Below are 17,216 nucleotides of genomic sequence, written 5' to 3'. Positions count from 1 at the left end.
CTCTGGAGAGCGCCCCGGCTTCGGGGCTTTCCCTCAAACGAGGTACTGCACCAGCCAGAGCGAGATCGAGGGAAAGAACAGCAGCAGCAGCGTGCGGACCACATCGCTAAGCAGAAACGGCAGCACGCCGCGGTAGCTTTCGCCGATGGGGACGTCCTTGGCCAGCCCGTTCACGACGTACACGTTCAGGCCGACCGGCGGCGCAAGCAGGCCGAAGCCGACGGTCATGAGCACCATGATGCCGAACCAGATGGCGACCGAATCGGGCGGCATGCCGAAGTCGAGGCCCATGACGACCGGATAGAAGATCGGGATCGTGAGCAGGATCATGGACAGCTCGTCCATCACCGCGCCGAGCACCACGTAGAGCGCCAGGATGGCTGCGACCACCACGAGCGGGGAGACGTCCCAGCCCTTGACCAGATCGCCCAGCTGCGCGGGCACCTGCGTCAGCGCCAGCGCCGAGTTCATGAGGTCGGCACCGAGGAAGATCATGAAGATCATGGCCGAGGCCTGGGCAGTTGCGTAGAAGCATTGCTTGAACTTGCCCCAGGTCATCTCGCCCTTCAGGAGCGCCGCCACGAAGGTGGAGGCGGCACCCACGGCCGCACCCTCCGTGGGCGTGAACAGGCCGCCGTAGATGCCGCCGAAGACCAGCATGAAGATCACGGCGATCGGCAGCACGCCCACCAGCATCGAGCCGGTCAGGCGCGGGCGGTCATCGTCGTGTTCGGGCGCGTGCCCCGGGAAGATGCGCACGTACAGCGCGATGGCGATGATGTAGCCCAGCACCGCGATCAGGCCCGGCACCATGGCGGCGGCGAACAGCTTGGCGATGTTCTGTTCGGCCAGGATGGCGTAGATCACCAGCGGCACCGACGGTGGGATGAGGATGCCCAGCGTTCCGCCGGCTGCCAGCGTCCCGGTGGCGAGCCGGCCGGAGTAGCCGTGGCGCTTCATCTCGGGCAGGGCCACCGAGGTGATGGTCGCCGCGGTCGCCACCGACGATCCGCAAATGGCGCCGAAGGCTGCGCTGGCGGTCACGGCGGCCATGGCCAGGCCACCGCGGAAGCGCCCCATGATGACGCTGGCGAACTCGAACAGCGCTTTCGAGATTCCGCCCTGGGTGGCGAAGTTGCCCATCAGGATGAACAGCGGAATGACCGAGAGGTCGTAGCTGGCGAAGCGCGCGAAGGCCTGCGTGTTGAGGAAGTTCGCCAGCGGCAGCCAGCCCGCCTGCAGCACATAGCCGATGGCGCCTGCAACGAACATCGCGATGGCGATGGGCGTGCGGATCGCCATCAGCAGCAGCATCATCGCGAAGATGAGGATGGTCAGGGCGAACGGGCTCACGGACGATCCTCCGGGCCGAAGCCCTGCACGGCCTGCACCAGGCCGATGACGGCCGTGAGCGCGATGGACGGCACCATGACCGCATAGACCATCCACTCGGGAAAGCCGAGCATCATCGTTCCCGAGCCGGTTTCCCAGGCGTTCAGGCCACCCACGGAGGTGCGCCAGGTGAGCAGCGCCATGGCAATCGCGAGCAGCAGGGCGCCGAAGCGGTCGAGGGTGCGGGTGGTGCCCGTGCCCGCCCGCGCGGTGAAGAAGTCGACGATGATGTTCGCGCGCGTCGCCTGCGCCCAGGGCAGGAAGAGTGCGATCGCCGCGCCGGTGGCGACGCCGGTGAGCTCGAAATCACCGACCAGGGTCGTTCCGGTCGTGTTGCGGCCGATCAGGCTGGCACACGTCATCAGCGTGATGAACGTGAGCAGCACACCGGCCAGGATGGCGCACAACTTCGCCAGGGCTTCCAGAAAGCGCAAACGGGTCTCCTCGATGTTCGTGGCATGTCGAGGCGCAAGACACCGGCGCATCCGGGCGCCCCTGCGCCCCGGCGCATCCTGCGGGCGGCGGCGGCGAAAAGCGCGAGCCCCTCACCGCACAGGCGATCAGGCCGCCTGCACCTTCACGCTGATCGGCGTCAGGCCTTCGACATGGCCCGCGAGCGTATCACCTGGCTGGACCGCCGCGACACCTTCGGGCGTTCCCGTGAAGATCAGATCGCCCGGTTGCAGCTCCCATGCGGCCGAGAGGTGCTCGATGGTTTCACCGATATTCCAGATCAGCTTGGAGATGGTGCTGCGCTGGCGATCGCTGCCGTTGACCTGCAGCCAGATGGCGGCGTTGACGATATCGCCGGCCTGCTCGGCGGGCGTGATCGGGCCCATCGGAGCGGACTGGTCGAAGGCCTTGCCGATGCACCAGGGGCGGCCCTGCTTCTTCATTTCGCCTTGCAGGTCGCGGCGCGTCATGTCCAGGCCCACGGCATAGCCGTAGATGTGGCGCTGCGCGTCAGCAGCCTTGATGTTGCGCCCGCCCGTGCCGATGGCCACCACCAATTCGATCTCGTGGTGGAAGTTGCTGGTGAGCGTGGGGTAGGGAATGGAGGCGGTGCTGCCGGCATCGACCACCACCAGCGCATCGGCCGGCTTGAGGAAGAAGAACGGCGGCTCGCGGCCGGTATAGCCCATCTCCTTGGCATGCTCCTCGTAGTTGCGGCCCACGCAGTAGATGCGGTGTACGGGGAAGCGCTCCGCGCGGCCCACGACGGGGGCCGAGACGGGGGCGGGGGGTTGGAATACGTAGCTCATTGCAGCCTTTCTTCTTTGTGGATGCCCAGCGCCTGGTGCACCGGACGGTCGGAGTAACTGAAAAGCACGCAGCCGGCGTCGGATTCGAAGCGGGCCGTGTGCCAGGAAGGAACGACGAAATGGTCGCGCGCGCCGACCTCGAATTGCTGCGTGCCGCGCGGCGAATCGAGGTGCACCACGGCAGCGCCCTCGACCACGCTGTACACCGCGCCGTCGGTCTGGCGCCATCCGCGGCCGCGGAAACCGGCCGGCAGCCTCTGCATGAAGGTGGCCATCGTCGGCATGGGCGAGCCGCCGGTGAGCGGATTCACGTAGCGCAGCTTGACGCCGTCCCACGCGTCCACCGGCGCGTCGCGCTCCAGCCGCTCCAGGGCCTCGCGGCTGCGTTCGTACGGGTAGCTGAAGATCGGCGACGTCGCGCCGAAGGGAGCGTCGTGGCGCACGGGCGCCATGTTGTGCCCGTAGCGCGCGAAGCTGGTGCCCTCGCGTCGGGTGACCTCCTGCGAACGCGCCGCACCGTTTTCGGCGAAGCCGGCGTCGAGGAAGCGGATCATGGGGATGTCCAGCCCGTCGAGCCAGACCACCGGCCCTTCGGCCTCGCTGCCATGGTCGTGGAAGGTCCAGCTGGGCGTGATGATGAAGTCGCCGGGCCGCATGCTGGTGCGTTCGCCGTCCACCGCGGTGTAGGCGCCGGTGCCTTCGACGATGAATCGCAGCGCGCTCTGGGTGTGGCGGTGGGCGGGAGCGACCTCGCCGGGCAGGATCAGCTGCAGCCCGGCGTAGAGCGACTGCGTGATGGCCGACTGTCCGCGCAGCGCCGGGTTCTCCAGGATCAGCACGCGCCGCACGGCCTCTTCGGCCGTGATGGCGGCGCCGGCGCGCAGCAGCAGCGGGCGCACCGTGTCCCATTTCCAGAGCGCCGGCACGCAGGGCGTGGCCGGCTCGCGCGGCACGAGCGCATGCAGCACTTCCCACAGGGGCGTGAGGTTCAGCGGATCCATGTCGCGATACAGCTGCTCGCGCTCGCGTGCCGACGGATGGGGAGCGTTCATGGGGTCTCCTTTGAAGCGTTCAGTCGAACAGGCGATCGGGATCGATGCCCTCGTACATCCACTTGAGGCCGGCGAAGCCGGCGGATTCGGTGCCGCTCTGGAACATGCGGTTGCGCAACTCGCGCTGGACGCCGCTTGCATGATAGATGTCGCCGTAGAAGCGCGCGGTGAGCTGCACGCGCCCGGTGCGCAGGTAGCGTGTCTTCTGGTACAGCTCGAACGCCGCCTCGGGCGTGCTGGCCGCCTTCAGCGCCTGGCCGAGCACCACCGCATCCTCGATGGCCTGGCCGGCGCCCTGCGCCAGGTACTGCAGCATGGGATGCGCGGCGTCGCCCAGCAGCGTCACGCGGCCCTGCGTCCAGCGGGCCACCGGATCGCGGTCGCACAGCACCCACATCTTCCAGGTCTCGATCTTGCCGAGCAGTTCCCGCACCTGCGGCACCGCGTCGGCGAAGCGCTCGTTCAGCTCGGCGGTGTCGCCGAAGGTGTTCCAGCCCTCGTCGTACTTGCTGCTGTGGAAGACGGCGACGAGGTTGAACAGCTCGCCGCGTCGCAGCGGGTAGTGCACCAGATGGGTCTTTTCGCCGCCCCACAGCAGCACGTCGTCGTTCCACAGGTGCGTCGGCACGTCTTCGCGCCTGAGCACGGCGCGGTAGGCGATGTGGCCCGACACCCGTGGCTTGCCGTCGCCCACCACCGCTTCGCGGATGCGGCTCCAGAGCCCGTCGGCACCGATCAGGGCGTCTGCCGCGAGCTCTTCGCCACCGGCCAGGCGCACCCGCACGCCGCGAGCGTCCTGCGCGAAGGACTCCACTTTCGCTCCCGTGCGCAGCGTGACGCCGGGCAGGGCCCGGCAGGCTTCGAGAAACACGTCGTGCAGGTCGGCGCGGTAGATCACGCCGTAGGGATAGCCGTAGGCGGCGCGGGCGGTGTCGCCGAGCGGCACGCGGACCACGCGCTCGCCGGTGCGCACGTCGTTCATGCCCAGTCCGGGCGGGAAGTACGCCACCGCGCTGACCGCCTCGGTCAGGCCCAGCCACTCGAACATCTTGAAGATGTTCGGCCCCAGCTGGATGCCCGCGCCGATCTCGCCGAAGGCCGCGGACTGCTCGAGCACGGTGACCCTGTGGCCGCCGCGCGCCAGCACGTAGGCGGCCGCCAGGCCGCCGATGCCGCCACCGGCGACGATGAGGTGAAGTCCGTGTTGCATGGCCGTGTCTCCAGGAGCCCATGTGGGCGCGGCAGGAAGTGCTCGCCCGCGGTGCGTGTGCCGCCGAGCGCTCGAGGTTCATAAGCATACATACGATATGCACGCATTGCAATCCGGGCGGCGGCGCCACTACACTGTCCGCCATGGCGAAGGGCTTCGATTTCCAGGACGCGCCGGGCCACCTGATCCGGCGTGCCCAGCAGGTGGCCGTGGCCGTCTTCAACGAGGAGACGGCCGCCTTCGAGGTCACGCCCGTGCAGTTCGCCATTCTCAACGCGCTCATCGACGGCCCCGGCGAAGACCAGGTCACCCTGGCCGCGAAGGTGGCATTCGACGCGGCGACCTTCGGCTCGGTCATTGCGCGCCTCGAAGCGCGCGGCTGGGTGCGCCGGGAGGCCGACGCCATCGACCGCCGCCGCAAGCGCCTGTGGATCACGGCCGAGGGGCAGCGTGTCGCGCTGCAGATGAAGCGCGCCGTGGCGCGCGCCCAGACGCGCATCGTCGGCCCGCTGGACGATGCCGAGCGGGCGCAGCTGGTCTCCTTGCTGGCCAAGCTGGTCGCCGGCCACGAAGCGGCATCGACCGGAACCGCCGGCTGAGCGCGGGCTGCGTCCCGCCTGCGTCCTACGGCAATGTCGGAAGGGGACGGCAGCTCCAGGCTCAACGGGTGCGTTGAATATGGCTTTGGAACTTCAAGAAAGGATGACTCCATGAACACCCTGCCAGCTCCACGCGCGGGCAGCCGCGTGCTGCTCGCCACCGCGATCGTGGTCGGCCTTGGCGCCGCGGGATGCGCCAACATGGACATGGGCGCGATGACGCCCACGCAACGCAACGCAGCCATCGGCGCCGGCATCGGCGCGCTCGGCGGCGCCGCCATCGGGCGCGACGTGAAGGGCGCTGCCATCGGCGCCGGCGTCGGCGCACTCGGCGGCTATGTCTGGTCGCAGCAGATGGAGCAGCGCCGCCGCACCATGGAACGTGCCACCGTCGGCACCGGGGTGCAGGTGTCGCAGACGGCGGACAACCAGCTGAAGCTGGACATTCCGAGCGACGTGTCCTTCGACACCGGCCGCGCCGACATCCGTCCGAACCTGCGGCCCATCCTGGACCAGTTCGCCGCCGGCCTGGCCAACCAGCCCAACACCGAGGTGCGCATCATCGGCCACACCGACAGCACCGGTCCCGACGACCTGAACGAGCGTCTATCCCTGCAGCGTGCGCAGTCCACGCGCGACTACCTCAGCGCCAGGGGCGTCGATCCGCGCCAGGTAGTCATCGCCGGACGCGGCGAGCGCGAGCCCATCGCTGACAACACCACGGACGCGGGTCGCGCGAAGAACCGGCGGGTCGAGATCTACCTCGGCGAGCGTTCCAGCGTGGCTGCTCGCTGAGGCTGCCGCTCGGGGCGGCAGCACCGGTGCAGCGCCGCGCAGGTGGACGACGCACGGTCGCGTGGCCTGGACACGGCTGGAAGACGGCGCCAGGCGCGGCTACGAACAGGGCGTCCGGCTGCGAGCCGGGCAGGGCCAGGCGAGCGCGCGAGCTCCCTCAGCTCTTGGCGAGCAGCGTGAAGTGCTCCACCACCGGAGGCGCTGCGAAGAAGGGACCCACGATCGCGCGCCACTGCGCGAAGAGCGGGCCTTCGCGAAACGCTACGGTATGGTCCTCCAGACGCTCCCAGAAGATCTGCAGCACATAGCGCTGCGGCGTCTCGATGCACTTGTCCACCTTGTAGCCGCGCATGCCCTGCGCCTGCGCGATGACGGTGCTCAGGCCGCGCTGGATGGCTTCGTCGAACTCGGCTTCGCGGCCGGCGTGAATGCGGATGTCGGCGATCTCGAGAATCATGGAATCGGTCCTTCGTGGTCGTGATCGGCTCGGCGCGGGGCGCGTTCAGATGCGGCTGAAGTACTCGCGGCGCTGGAAGGCGTCCTTGTCCTCGGCCTGATCGAAGCGCTGCAGTTCGCTGCGCTTGACCTGCACCAGGTAGTCGATGAACGCGGGGCCGAACGCCGTGCCCAGCCCGTTGTCGTCCTGCAGCGCCTGCAAGGCTTCGCCGAGGCTGGTGGGCAGCAGCTCGCCACCACTGGCATACGGTGCCTCGGTGGCGGGCGGCGGCTGCAGCTTCCGCTCGATGCCGTCGAGCCCCGCGTGGATCTGCGAGGCCAGGTACAGGTACGGGTTGGCCGCCGGCTCGCCGATGCGGTTCTCCAGGCGCGTGCCGGGGTCGCCGCACTGGCCCACCAGGCGCAGCATCGCGCCGCGGTTGTCGCGGCCCCAGAGCACCGATTGCGGCGCAAGGGCGTTGGGGCGAAAGCGCCCGTAACCGTTCGCCGTGGGCGTGCAGAACACCGCCATGCCGCGCGCGTGTGCCAGCAGGCCGGCCAGCCACTGGGCGCCCAGGTCTGACAGCACCTGGCGCGCATCGCGTGCGTCGCCGCCGGCGGCGGGCTGCTCGCGCCGGAACAGGTTGGCGCCGGTGGCTGCATCCACCAGCGACTGGTGCAGGTGCCAGCCGCTGGACATGATGTTGGGGAAGGGCGGCCGGCACATGAAGGTGGCGTGATAGCCGGCGCGGCGCAGCGCCTGCTTCACGCCATTGCGAAACAGCACCATGTTGTCCGCGGCGGTGAGCGCATCGGTCGCGTCGAACACGGCTTCGACCTGGCTCGGGCCGAGCTCGATTTCGAGCGAGCACAGCGGCAGGCCCAGTGCCTGGGCCGTGCGTTGCACGATGCGCAGCGGCTCTTCGGCCATGTCGAACCAGCCTTCGGTGAGCAGGTTGTAGCCCGGGTGCACGAGGCTGACCTCGGGCGGCAGGCCCGGCCAGTCGGCCCGCTGCGGGTCGCGCTGGGCCGCGTCGTCGTCGATGCGGTAGATGTGGAACTCGACCTCCAGGCCGCAGCGCAGGCCCCAGCCGCGTGCTGCGAGCCGCTCGAGTGCCCGTTCGAGCACGCGTCGCGTGTCGATTTCGACCGCGCGGCCGTCGGGGAAGAAGGGCTGGGCGCGCACCCAGCCGCTGCCCTCGGACCAGGGCAAGGCCCGCAGGCTGGCCGGGTCGGCCAGCAGCATGACGTTGCTCGCACCGGCAAAACCGGGCAGCTGGTCGGTGCCGCCGCGTTCGAACACGCGAAAGGCCGTACGGTCCGAGCTGTCCTTGAGCATCAGCGTGCCGACCATGCCCAGTCCCTGGCGCATGGCCTGCACCGCGGCCTGCGCGGTGAGCGTCTTACCGCGGGTCACGCCGTGCAGGTCGCACCACGCGAAGCGCACGAGATCGAGCCGACGGCTCTCGATCTCCTTCTCGAAGCGCTGCAGCGCCTGCTCGCGTGCGCCGTCGTGGATGCCGCAGCGTTCGGCGAAGCTGCCCGCGCTCATTCGGCCGAGACGGCAGCGGCCGGCGTGGCGGCGGCCCAGGGCGCGCCGTCGCGCTTGGCCTGCACGCGCTCGCGCCACCACTGCGGCCAGGTGCCGGCGGGGGCGATGCCATCGACGGTGTCGGGGCCACGCAGCGCGTCGTGGCAGGCGAGGTCGGCCGCGCCGGGGGGCGTGCCCCCCGCGCGCACGGTCTCGATGGCCTGCAGCAGCATCCGGCGGTTGGCCATGATCACCTTGTCGCTGGTGCCCAGGTGCTCGCGGGTGCGGTCCTGGATGGGGCCCATGCTCTCGACGGCCCATTGGTCGTGGACGTTGATGTCGTCCTCGCCCATGCCGAGGAAGGTACGCGTGTTCTGCTCGGCCGCGTCGAAGCCCCAGTTGTCGTGGCGCCCCGATGTGGGCACGTAGTCGGGCAGCTGCGTGTACTTCAGGCGCTGCGCCCGCATGGCCTCCTTGTCAACGGGCCCGGCAAAGCTCGTGAAGATGGAATACCAGTAGGTGTGCGTGTCGTCCACCGGCACGTGCATCTGCGTGATGGTGAGCGTCTCGGACAGCGGGATCACGAAGGTGTGCGGGAACACGGCCTGGGTGACGCGCACGTGCGTGAGCTCGGGCGTCATGGGCCGCAGCGTCGTCAGCTGCAGGCCCCAGGGCCGCGGCTCGAAGCTGATGTCGGGCTGGTGGAACTCGCGCATGATGCGCGTCATCGGCCAGCGTTCGCCCTCGGCCTCTCCCACGCTCGCGCTGCGGAACTGCTTGCCGCCTGCGTTGTCGCCTATCGCATCGAGCGATTCGTCGCTCAGGAACCGGTGCAGGAAGGACGGATGCGCAGGATCGATCCCCACTTCGAAGGCCTGCAGCCAGTTGCAGTGCCACAGCCCCTTGAACGCAAAGGTGTGGCTGCCGGGCGCCACCAGGCAATCGAAGCCGGGCAGCGGGGGCGGCTCAACGCCCGGCTCACCCATCCAGGCGAACAGGATGCCGCTGCGCTCCTGCACCGGGTAGCTGCGTTGGCGCACGCGTTCGCACAACCGGCTGCCGGCCGGCTCGGCCGGCGTCTCCAGGCAGCGGCCGGTCGCCTCGAACTTCCAGCCGTGGAAGGGGCAGCGCAGGCCGTCGCCCTCGTGCCGGCCGAAGGACAGGTCGGCGCCGCGATGCGGGCAGTCGCGGTCCAGCAGTCCCCAGCGGCCCTGCTGGTCGCGAAACAGCACCAGGTCCTGACCGAGCAGTTTCACCGCCTTCACCGGCCGCTCGGCCATGCGCGGATCGAGCGCCGCATTGAATTCATCGAGCAGCGCCACCGGCTGCCAGTAGCGCCGCATGAGTTCGCCGCACGGCGTGCCCGGGCCGATGCGGGTCACGAGTTCGTTCTGTTCTGCTTTCATCTCGAGAGGGTCCTGTGATCGAATGTCTCCAGACCCCATTCTGGCCCCGTCGCCCCCGAGGCGGTCAACCGTGCTTGCCCCTTGTCACCCGTGCCGGTGCGGATGTGCCGTGTCCGCGGTTTATCCTTGACCCATGAAGCTGTACAACTACTTTCGCTCCTCGGCCTCGTTCCGCGTGCGCATCGCGCTCGAGCTCAAGGGCCTGCCCTACGAGTACGTTCCCGTCCACCTCGTCAAGGGTGAACACCGGCAGCCGCACTACAGCGCCATTTCCGCGACGCAACTCGTGCCCACGCTGGTCACGCCCAGCCAGGAGCGGCTTGGGCAGTCGATGGCCATCATCGAATACCTCGACGAGGTGTATCCCCAGCCGGCCCTGCTGCCCACCGACGCGCTGGCCCGCGCGCAGGTGCGCGCCCTCGCACAGCTGGTGGCATGCGAAATCCATCCGCTGAACAACCTCCGCGTGCTCAAGTACCTCGTCAAGGAACTGGGAGTCGACGACGACGCCAAGAACACGTGGTATCGCCACTGGGTGCGCACCGGCATGGAGGCCTTCGAGGCCGAGCTGGCGCAGCTGCCGCCGTCCACCTTTTGCTATGGCGACACGCCCACGCTGGCCGACTGCTGCCTGGTGCCGCAGATCTTCAATGGCCAGCGCTTCGGATGCGACTTCTCGGGCCTGCCGCGCACCATGGCGGCTTTCGAAGCCTGCATGCAGCTGCCGGCCTTCCAGAAGGCGCAGCCCTCCAGCTGCCCCGACAACGAACCCTGAAGCGCCGCGCCGCGCCGCGCCCGTCACCATGACGCTGCTCCCCGACTGGCCCGCTCCCGCCCGCGTGCGGGCGCTGTGCAGCACGCGCGCGGGCGGCGTCAGCGCGCCACCGTGGGACAGCCTCAACCTCGGCGACCACGTCGGAGACCGTGCGGACCACGTGGCCGCCAACCGCACGCGCTATGCAGAGCTCCTCGGTGCCCGGCCCGTGTTCCTGCGGCAGGTGCACGGCAGCGCCGTCGTGCGCGTAGCGTCGCCAACGCCCGACGGTGATGCGGCCGACGCCTGCGTGAGCACCGGCCCCGGCGTGGCCTGCACCATCATGGTGGCCGACTGCCTGCCGGTCCTGCTGTGCGACGTGGAAGGGCGCGCCGTCGCGGCGGCGCATGCCGGCTGGCGCGGCCTGGCCGGCAACGACGGAAGGGGCGTGCTCGAAGCCACGCTGGACGCACTCGGCGCCTGCCTCGGCGAAGCGGCGCCCGAGATCGCGCCGGGGCTGCTGGCCTGGCTGGGTCCCTGCATCGGCCCGGACGCCTTCGAGGTTGGTGCGGAGGTCCGCGCCGCCTTCACCGCACACGACCCCGGCGCGACCGCGCTGTTCCGACCCCACGGCGAACGCAAGTGGCTCGCCGACCTGCCCGCGCTGGCTCGCCGGCGCCTGCTCGCGCTGGGGGTCGGGGGCGTGTACGGCAACGACGGCACTGCATCCTGGTGCACCGTCGGCAACCCCTCAGTCTTTTTCTCGCACCGGCGCGACGGCACCAGCGGGCGCTTCGCCGCCAGCATCTGGCTGACCTGAGGCCGGCGTGCGTGCCTCGCGCGCGGCAGCCGCTTCGGCGGCTTCGCGCGCCTTGATCGCGCGCTTGCGGCCCGGCGTTCCCATGATGTAGATCAGCAGCGCAATGGGCAGCAGTCCATAGAGTAGGAATGTCACGATGGCGCCGAGCACGCTGCCGGTGGTGTTGGTCGCTTCCGCCACGGACATCATGAGCGCGACGTACAACCAACCGATGATTACGAGGTACATGGAATGATTTTTTCTACGGATGAGCTTTGCCGGCTGATCGAGTTGCGGTGATACTCAAATCAAACGCTCGGCGAGACCGGGGTGGCGACGCAGCCGACGATGTGGAAATAAGAAAGAAGGCAGGAGACGTGATGAATTCTCAAGCAGACTGGGCGCAGGCCGCGAGCCAGCTTCCGCAGCAGATGGCGCAGGGCTGGGCGCAAGCCCTCGAATCCTTCCAGCGCATGGCCGGCGCCACGCCCGGTTCGCTTGCCCCGACACCCACGATCGGGTTCGACACGAATCGCCTTCAGGAGTTGCAGCAGGCGTATGTGCGCGAAGCCGCCGAACTCTGGAACCGCAGCCTGCAGCCCGGCGGCGGCGCTGCCGACCGGCGCTTCGCCTCCGAGGCCTGGACCAGCAACCCGGTGAGCGGTTTCTCCGCTGCGGTGTACCTGCTCAACGCCCGCACCCTGCTCGGCCTGGTCGAGGCGAGCGAGGCCGACGAGAAGACCAAGTCCCGGCTGCGCTTCGCAGTCGAGCAGTGGCTCGCAGCTTCCGCGCCCAGCAACTTCCTCGCGCTCAATCCCGAGGCGCAGAAGAAAGCCGTCGAGACCAAGGGCGAGAGCATCGCCCGCGGCCTGCAGAACCTCTGGCGCGACATCCAGCAGGGGCACGTCTCCATGACCGACGAGAGCGCCTTCGAGGTCGGCCGCAACGTCGCGACCACCGAAGGTGCCGTCGTGTTCGAGAACGCGCTGTTCCAGCTCATCGAATACAAGCCGCTCACGGCCAAGGTCCACGAGCGCCCCTTCCTTGTCGTGCCGCCCTGCATCAACAAGTTCTACATCCTCGACCTGCAGCCCGAGAACTCGCTCGTGCGCTTCCTCGTCGAGCAGGGCCATCGCACCTTCGTGGTCAGCTGGCGCAATGCCGACGACACCCTGCAGGACGCCACCTGGGACGACTACGTGGGCGAGGGTGCCCTGTGCGCCATCGAGACCGTGCGCGCCATCGCGAACACGCAGCAGATCAACGCGCTCGGCTTCTGCGTGGGCGGCACCATCCTGGGCACGGCGCTGTCGGTCCTGCGTGCACGCGGCGACGATCCGGTCGCTTCGGTGACGCTGCTCACCACCTTTCTGGATTTCAGCGAAACAGGTGTCCTCGACCTGTTCATCGACGAGAACTTCGTCAAGTTGCGCGAGGCGCAGATGGGCAAGCGCGGCCTGCTCAAGGGCCAGGAGCTGGCCTCGACCTTCAGCTTCCTGCGGCCCAACGACCTCGTCTGGAACTATGTCGTCGGCAATTACCTGAAAGGCGAGACCCCGCCGCCGTTCGACCTCCTCTACTGGAACAGCGACTCCACCAACCTGCCGGGGCCCATGTACGCCTGGTACCTGCGCAACACCTACTTCGAGAACAACCTTGCCAAGCCCGGCAAGCTCACCGTCTGCGGCCAGAAGGTCGATCTCGGCAAGGTGGACATGCCCGCCTACATCTACGGCTCGCGCGAGGACCACATCGTTCCCATTGCCGGTGCCTATGCCTCGGTCAACCACCTCAGCGGAAAGAAGCGCTTCGTGATGGGCGCTTCGGGACACATTGCCGGCGTGATCAACCCGCCGGCCAAGAAGAAGCGGTCCTACTGGACCAACACCAAGCTGCCGCGCAGTTTCGACGAGTGGCTCGCCGGCGCCACCGAACACCCGGGCAGCTGGTGGACCGACTGGAGCGAGTGGCTCAAGCCGCACGCCGGCAAGCAGGTGCCTGCGCCCAAGTCCTACGGCCGCGGCAAGTACAAGGCCATCGAGCCGGCCCCCGGCCGCTACGTGCAGGCCAAGGCCTGAGCCGCGCCGGGCCCCAACCATTTGGATTTCTGGACATTGAAGGAGTACCCCATGGAAGACATCGTCATCGTTTCGGCCGTCCGCACCGCGGTCGGCAAGTTCGGCGGCTCGCTGGCCAAGGTTCCGGCGCCGGAGCTCGGCGCAATCGTCATCCGCGAGGCGCTGGCGCGTGCCCGCGTCGAGCCGGGCCAGGTGGGCGAGGTCATCATGGGCCAGGTGCTTGCCGCCGGAGCCGGCCAGAACCCGGCGCGCCAGGCCCTCATGAAAGCCGGACTGCCCAAGGAGGTCCCCGGCCTGACCATCAACGCGGTCTGCGGCTCGGGCCTGAAGGCGGTCATGCTCGCCGCGCAGGCGATCGCCTGGGGCGACTCCGACATCGTGGTCGCCGGCGGCCAGGAGAACATGAGCGCCGCACCGCACGTGCTGCTCGGCTCGCGCGACGGCCAGCGCATGGGTGACTGGAAGATGGTCGATTCCATGATCGTCGACGGGCTCTGGGATGTCTACAACCAGTACCACATGGGCATCACGGCCGAGAACGTCGCCAAGGCGCACGGCATCGACCGCGCCGCACAGGATGCGCTGGCCCTGGGCAGCCAGCAGAAGGCCGCCGCCGCCCAGGAAGCGGGCCGCTTCAAGGACGAGATCGTGCCGGTCTCCATTCCGCAGCGAAAGGGCGATCCGCTGTCCTTCGACACCGACGAATTCATCAACAAGAAGACCAGCTCCGAAGCGCTGGGCGGGCTGCGGCCTGCCTTCGACAAGAGTGGCACCGTCACGGCCGGCAACGCCTCGGGCATCAACGACGGCGCTGCGGCAGTGGTCGTCATGAGTGCCAAGCGGGCCGCCGCGCTGGGCCTGAAGCCGCTGGCGCGCATCGCGTCCTTCGCCACCTCGGGCCTTGATCCGGCAACCATGGGCATGGGACCGGTGCCGGCCTCGCGCAAGGCCCTCGAGCGGGCCGGATGGAGCGCGCAGGACGTGCAGCTGTTCGAGCTCAACGAAGCCTTCGCCGCCCAGGCCTGCGCCGTCAACAAGGAGCTGGGCATCGATCCCGCCAAGGTCAACGTCAACGGCGGCGCCATCGCCATCGGCCACCCGATCGGAGCGTCCGGCTGCCGCATCCTGGTCACCCTGCTGCACGAGATGCAGCGCCGCGAAGCCCGCAAGGGGCTGGCCGCGCTGTGCATCGGCGGCGGCATGGGCGTCTCCCTCGCGGTCGAGCGCGCTTGAACGACAACCGAGTGAACCACGACGAACGGCGCGTCCTGCGCCCTCGCGGTGTGCTTTGCAATCACTAGCAAGGAGAACGATGTGAGTAAAAAAATCGCGTATGTGACCGGCGGCATGGGGGGCATCGGCACGGCGATCTGCCAGCGCCTGCACAAGGAGGGCTTCACCGTCATTGCCGGCTGCGGCCCGACCCGGGATTTCGCCAAGTGGATTGGAGAGCAGAAGGCGCTGGGCTATACCTTCTACGCCTCGGTCGGCAACGTCGGCGACTGGGACTCGACCGTCGAGGCGTTCACCAAGGCCAAGGCCGAGCACGGCCCCATCGACGTGCTGGTCAACAACGCCGGCATCACCCGCGACCGCATGTTCCTCAAGATGTCGCGCGAGGACTGGGACGCGGTGATCGAGACCAACCTCAACTCGATGTTCAACGTCACCAAGCAGGTGGTCGGCGACATGGTGGAGCGGGGCTGGGGCCGCATCGTCAACATCAGCTCGGTCAACGGCGAAAAAGGGCAGGCGGGGCAGACCAACTATTCCGCTGCCAAGGCCGGTATGCATGGTTTCACCATGGCCCTGGCACAGGAGCTGGCGAGCAAGGGTGTGACGGTCAACACCGTGAGCCCCGGCTACATCGGCACGGACATGGTCAAGGCGATCCGACAGGACGTGCTCGACAAGATTGTCGCCACCATCCCCGTCAAGCGCCTGGGCCAGCCCGAAGAGATCGCGTCCATCATTGCGTGGCTGGCGTCCGAAGAGGGCGGCTACTCCACCGGCGCCGACTTTTCGGTCAACGGCGGCTTGCACATGGGCTGACGCGGCTCGGGGCTGCTGCGGCCGAAAGGCTGGCGCGGCCCCCGCCACTGCCGACCCTGCGCGGCTGCGCGAGGGGCACGCGTCATCGAGGGCGGTTCACCACGCACCGCCCAGGCGTTGACGACCGGACGTGCGACGCACGACGCCGGTGGCAGACCAGCAAAGCGCCCCGCACCTCACGCAGTCGCACGACGCGGCCTGCGGGGTGCGCGCCAAGCCGTACATGGGGGGTGCTTTTGTACGAACACACCCACCTGCCGCACCGCGTGTGCGGCCTGGACGCGATTCTCAGCGTCCTTACAAGTCTTCGATCACCAGCTGCCGGTACTTCTGCGCGTAGCTCATCGGCACGCCGCGCAGCGCTTCCATGATCACGTCGCCGTCCTTCTGGTGGGGCGCGTGCACCATGAGCCCCCAGTGCCCCTGCGCGGCCAGGTGCGTCATCTGCCGAACGGTGTCGGCCTCGGTGCCTACTGAAGGCATCGGGATGTCGGCGCTGCCGACCGTGCGTGCCACATCGTCCAGGATCACTTCGGGCGACATCACGGAGATATCGTCCTCGGCAACGCCTGCGTCGGTCAGGGTCTTGGCGGCGCGTCGCGCCTCGTCCTTGCTGGGGAACATGAGCACCGCGTGGCCGGTGGGATAGAACACGCCGGCCATGGTCGTCATGCTGGAATCCAGGATGAAGGGTTTCATGGGTCCTCCTTTGTCTTCGCCTGCAAAAGCAAGCCGATGAGTCATTAGGCGCACGATTGCGAACCGCCGCTGTCAGCACCGCCGCCAGCGGGTTGTAGGACAGGCGCCGCGAGGAAAACGTCAGGGCTGGGCCGGTGGTGCCTCGAAGCGAACTTCAAGCGGGTGCGGCAGCGGGATGCGCTGCTCTCCGAGCCACTGGCGCGCGAACTCCTCTACCGTCTTGCGTGCGGCAGGCGCCTGGGCCTCCAGATAGTGCGGCTGCTTTCCGCGTGCGTTGAGCTCGGGCCCGAGATGGCGCACCACGTTCTCTCGATTCGCGGCGGCCGGCGGAGACAGCCAGCCCTTGACCGGCGTCTCCAACTCCATGGTGGACGTGTCGAACGCCACCGGCTCCTGCAGCTGCGGCCGCGGAACGCTGAGCACGTAGCGGTCCCCCTGCCATTGCAGCCGCCACTGCTCGGCCAGCGGCACCCGATAGACGTAGTGCGCCCGCACCCGTACGCGCGAGATGGTCGGCGTCAGCACCTTCGAGCAGTCGATGAGCGGACAGGTGTAGCGCGAACTCCAGCCGAAGGACTCGGTGCGCTCCAGCGTCGCCACCTCCAGCAGCCCGCCGGGTGTGCGCACCAGCACGACCTCGGCGGGGTCGAGCATGGGCTGGGCCTGCTCGCGCATCGGCGTCCACCCGCGCACCAGCAGCAGGGCCACCCCTGCAGCCACTGCGAGCACCAGCAGGGCGACCAGTGCGGGAAGCACCCAGGTGGGGCGCTGCCTCGGGCGAAGAGACGGTTCGGACGTCACGTTGCGCAGGTGGAATGGTGGTGGGTGCCGGTGCGCCCGGCCGGCCCATTCTAGGAGCCGCGCGAGGTTCGGGGAGAGACGTGAGGGACGGGAGAGACAGGAGACGCGTAGATCGCGGGGCCGGGCGGCGCTGCAAGCGCTTCGCCCTGGCCAACGCCAACGCCAACGCGCCTCCTGCTGGAGCGACACCGTCAGATGCACCTCCCGCAGCGCCCGCACCGCCAGAGGCCGGCCCTCACATGGCAGGAGTCAGCCGCTGTGTCCACACTGCGCGCGCCGCGCCGAGCACGCGCAGCGAAGACTCGCATGTCTGCGGAGAGTGCCGCCCGCATCCCAGGGCGCGAAAGGAGC

18 protein-coding genes are annotated in these 17,216 nt (G+C 68.6%); 7 read left to right on the top strand and 11 right to left on the bottom strand.

Translation table 11 applies throughout. The features are described 5' to 3' along the window. Positions 1-33 precede the first annotated feature (33 nt). From WG922_RS06040 to WG922_RS06020, 5 genes are all read right to left on the bottom strand, one after another. A complete protein-coding gene (locus WG922_RS06040; RefSeq protein WP_340281379.1) occupies positions 34-1,353 on the bottom strand; it encodes a TRAP transporter large permease in 1,320 nt (439 codons plus the stop codon). Then, positions 1,350-1,826: a TRAP transporter small permease gene (locus tag WG922_RS06035; RefSeq protein ID WP_340281377.1), complete on the bottom strand. Its 477-nt coding sequence runs from the start codon at positions 1,824-1,826 to the stop codon at positions 1,350-1,352. Before WG922_RS06035 ends, WG922_RS06040 begins: the two co-directional genes overlap by 4 nt. Positions 1,827-1,952: 126 nt before the next feature. Further along, a complete protein-coding gene (locus tag WG922_RS06030) occupies positions 1,953-2,654 on the bottom strand; it encodes a fumarylacetoacetate hydrolase family protein (protein ID WP_340281376.1) in 702 nt (233 codons plus the stop codon). Then, a complete protein-coding gene (gtdA, locus tag WG922_RS06025; RefSeq protein WP_340281375.1) occupies positions 2,651-3,706 on the bottom strand; it encodes a gentisate 1,2-dioxygenase in 1,056 nt (351 codons plus the stop codon). Before gtdA ends, WG922_RS06030 begins: the two co-directional genes overlap by 4 nt. A gap of 19 nt (positions 3,707-3,725) precedes the next feature. Further along, positions 3,726-4,916, bottom strand: a complete 1,191-nt coding sequence (locus WG922_RS06020) for a 3-hydroxybenzoate 6-monooxygenase (RefSeq protein ID WP_340281374.1) — start codon at positions 4,914-4,916, stop codon at positions 3,726-3,728. Between the two features lie 143 nt (positions 4,917-5,059). Here WG922_RS06020 and WG922_RS06015 point away from each other — a divergent pair, with 143 nt between their 5' ends. Both WG922_RS06015 and WG922_RS06010 read left to right on the top strand, forming a co-directional pair. Next, positions 5,060-5,515, top strand: coding sequence for a MarR family winged helix-turn-helix transcriptional regulator (locus WG922_RS06015; protein WP_340281373.1), 456 nt, complete (start codon positions 5,060-5,062; stop codon positions 5,513-5,515). Positions 5,516-5,626: 111 nt separating this feature from the next. Further along, positions 5,627-6,310: an OmpA family protein gene (locus WG922_RS06010; RefSeq protein WP_445322795.1), complete on the top strand. Its 684-nt coding sequence runs from the start codon at positions 5,627-5,629 to the stop codon at positions 6,308-6,310. Between the two features lie 157 nt (positions 6,311-6,467). Here the strand turns inward: WG922_RS06010 and WG922_RS06005 are convergent, their stop codons facing one another. From WG922_RS06005 to WG922_RS05995, 3 genes are read right to left on the bottom strand one after another with little or no spacing between them, the layout of a single operon-like run. After that, positions 6,468-6,767, bottom strand: coding sequence for an antibiotic biosynthesis monooxygenase family protein (locus tag WG922_RS06005; protein WP_340281372.1), 300 nt, complete (start codon positions 6,765-6,767; stop codon positions 6,468-6,470). Positions 6,768-6,812: 45 nt separating this feature from the next. Beyond that, positions 6,813-8,297, bottom strand: coding sequence for a glutamine synthetase family protein (locus WG922_RS06000; RefSeq protein ID WP_340281370.1), 1,485 nt, complete (start codon positions 8,295-8,297; stop codon positions 6,813-6,815). Further along, positions 8,294-9,682, bottom strand: coding sequence for a Rieske 2Fe-2S domain-containing protein (locus tag WG922_RS05995; protein ID WP_340281369.1), 1,389 nt, complete (start codon positions 9,680-9,682; stop codon positions 8,294-8,296). Before WG922_RS05995 ends, WG922_RS06000 begins: the two co-directional genes overlap by 4 nt. Positions 9,683-9,815: 133 nt before the next feature. Here WG922_RS05995 and maiA point away from each other — a divergent pair, with 133 nt between their 5' ends. Both maiA and pgeF read left to right on the top strand, forming a co-directional pair. Continuing rightward, positions 9,816-10,457, top strand: a complete 642-nt coding sequence (maiA, locus tag WG922_RS05990) for a maleylacetoacetate isomerase (RefSeq protein WP_340281368.1) — start codon at positions 9,816-9,818, stop codon at positions 10,455-10,457. A gap of 28 nt (positions 10,458-10,485) precedes the next feature. Continuing rightward, positions 10,486-11,256, top strand: coding sequence for a peptidoglycan editing factor PgeF (gene pgeF / locus WG922_RS05985; RefSeq protein ID WP_340281367.1), 771 nt, complete (start codon positions 10,486-10,488; stop codon positions 11,254-11,256). On the opposite strand, the gene WG922_RS05980 is transcribed toward pgeF, so the two are convergent. Continuing rightward, positions 11,188-11,484 carry a hypothetical protein gene (locus WG922_RS05980; RefSeq protein WP_340281366.1) on the bottom strand — a complete coding sequence of 99 codons (297 nt, stop codon included), beginning with the start codon at positions 11,482-11,484 and terminating at the stop codon, positions 11,188-11,190. The genes pgeF and WG922_RS05980 overlap by 69 nt on opposite strands. Before the next feature lie 131 nt (positions 11,485-11,615). Between WG922_RS05980 and WG922_RS05975 the strand changes: the two genes are divergently transcribed. From WG922_RS05975 to phbB, 3 genes are all read left to right on the top strand, one after another. After that, positions 11,616-13,313: a PHA/PHB synthase family protein gene (locus tag WG922_RS05975; protein WP_340281365.1), complete on the top strand. Its 1,698-nt coding sequence runs from the start codon at positions 11,616-11,618 to the stop codon at positions 13,311-13,313. 51 nt (positions 13,314-13,364) lie between these two features. Then, positions 13,365-14,546: an acetyl-CoA C-acetyltransferase gene (locus tag WG922_RS05970; RefSeq protein WP_340281364.1), complete on the top strand. Its 1,182-nt coding sequence runs from the start codon at positions 13,365-13,367 to the stop codon at positions 14,544-14,546. 81 nt (positions 14,547-14,627) lie between these two features. Next, a complete protein-coding gene (phbB, locus tag WG922_RS05965; protein ID WP_340281363.1) occupies positions 14,628-15,365 on the top strand; it encodes an acetoacetyl-CoA reductase in 738 nt (245 codons plus the stop codon). A gap of 297 nt (positions 15,366-15,662) precedes the next feature. Here phbB and WG922_RS05960 read toward each other — a convergent pair whose 3' ends face one another. Continuing rightward, a complete protein-coding gene (locus tag WG922_RS05960; protein ID WP_340281362.1) occupies positions 15,663-16,064 on the bottom strand; it encodes an RNA-binding protein in 402 nt (133 codons plus the stop codon). A 120-nt stretch (positions 16,065-16,184) separates the two neighbouring features. Next, the gene (locus WG922_RS05955) at positions 16,185-16,865 is read right to left on the bottom strand and encodes a hypothetical protein (RefSeq protein ID WP_340281361.1); all 681 of its coding nucleotides are present in this window, start codon (positions 16,863-16,865) and stop codon (positions 16,185-16,187) included. Between the last annotated feature and the right edge of the window lie 351 nt (positions 16,866-17,216).

This window comes from Ramlibacter sp. AN1015, assembly GCF_037726105.1.
GTDB lineage: Bacteria > Pseudomonadota > Gammaproteobacteria > Burkholderiales > Burkholderiaceae_C > Ramlibacter.
The sequence above is the reverse complement of the archived record's forward strand: the minus strand, read 5'-3'. Positions and strand labels throughout refer to the sequence as shown.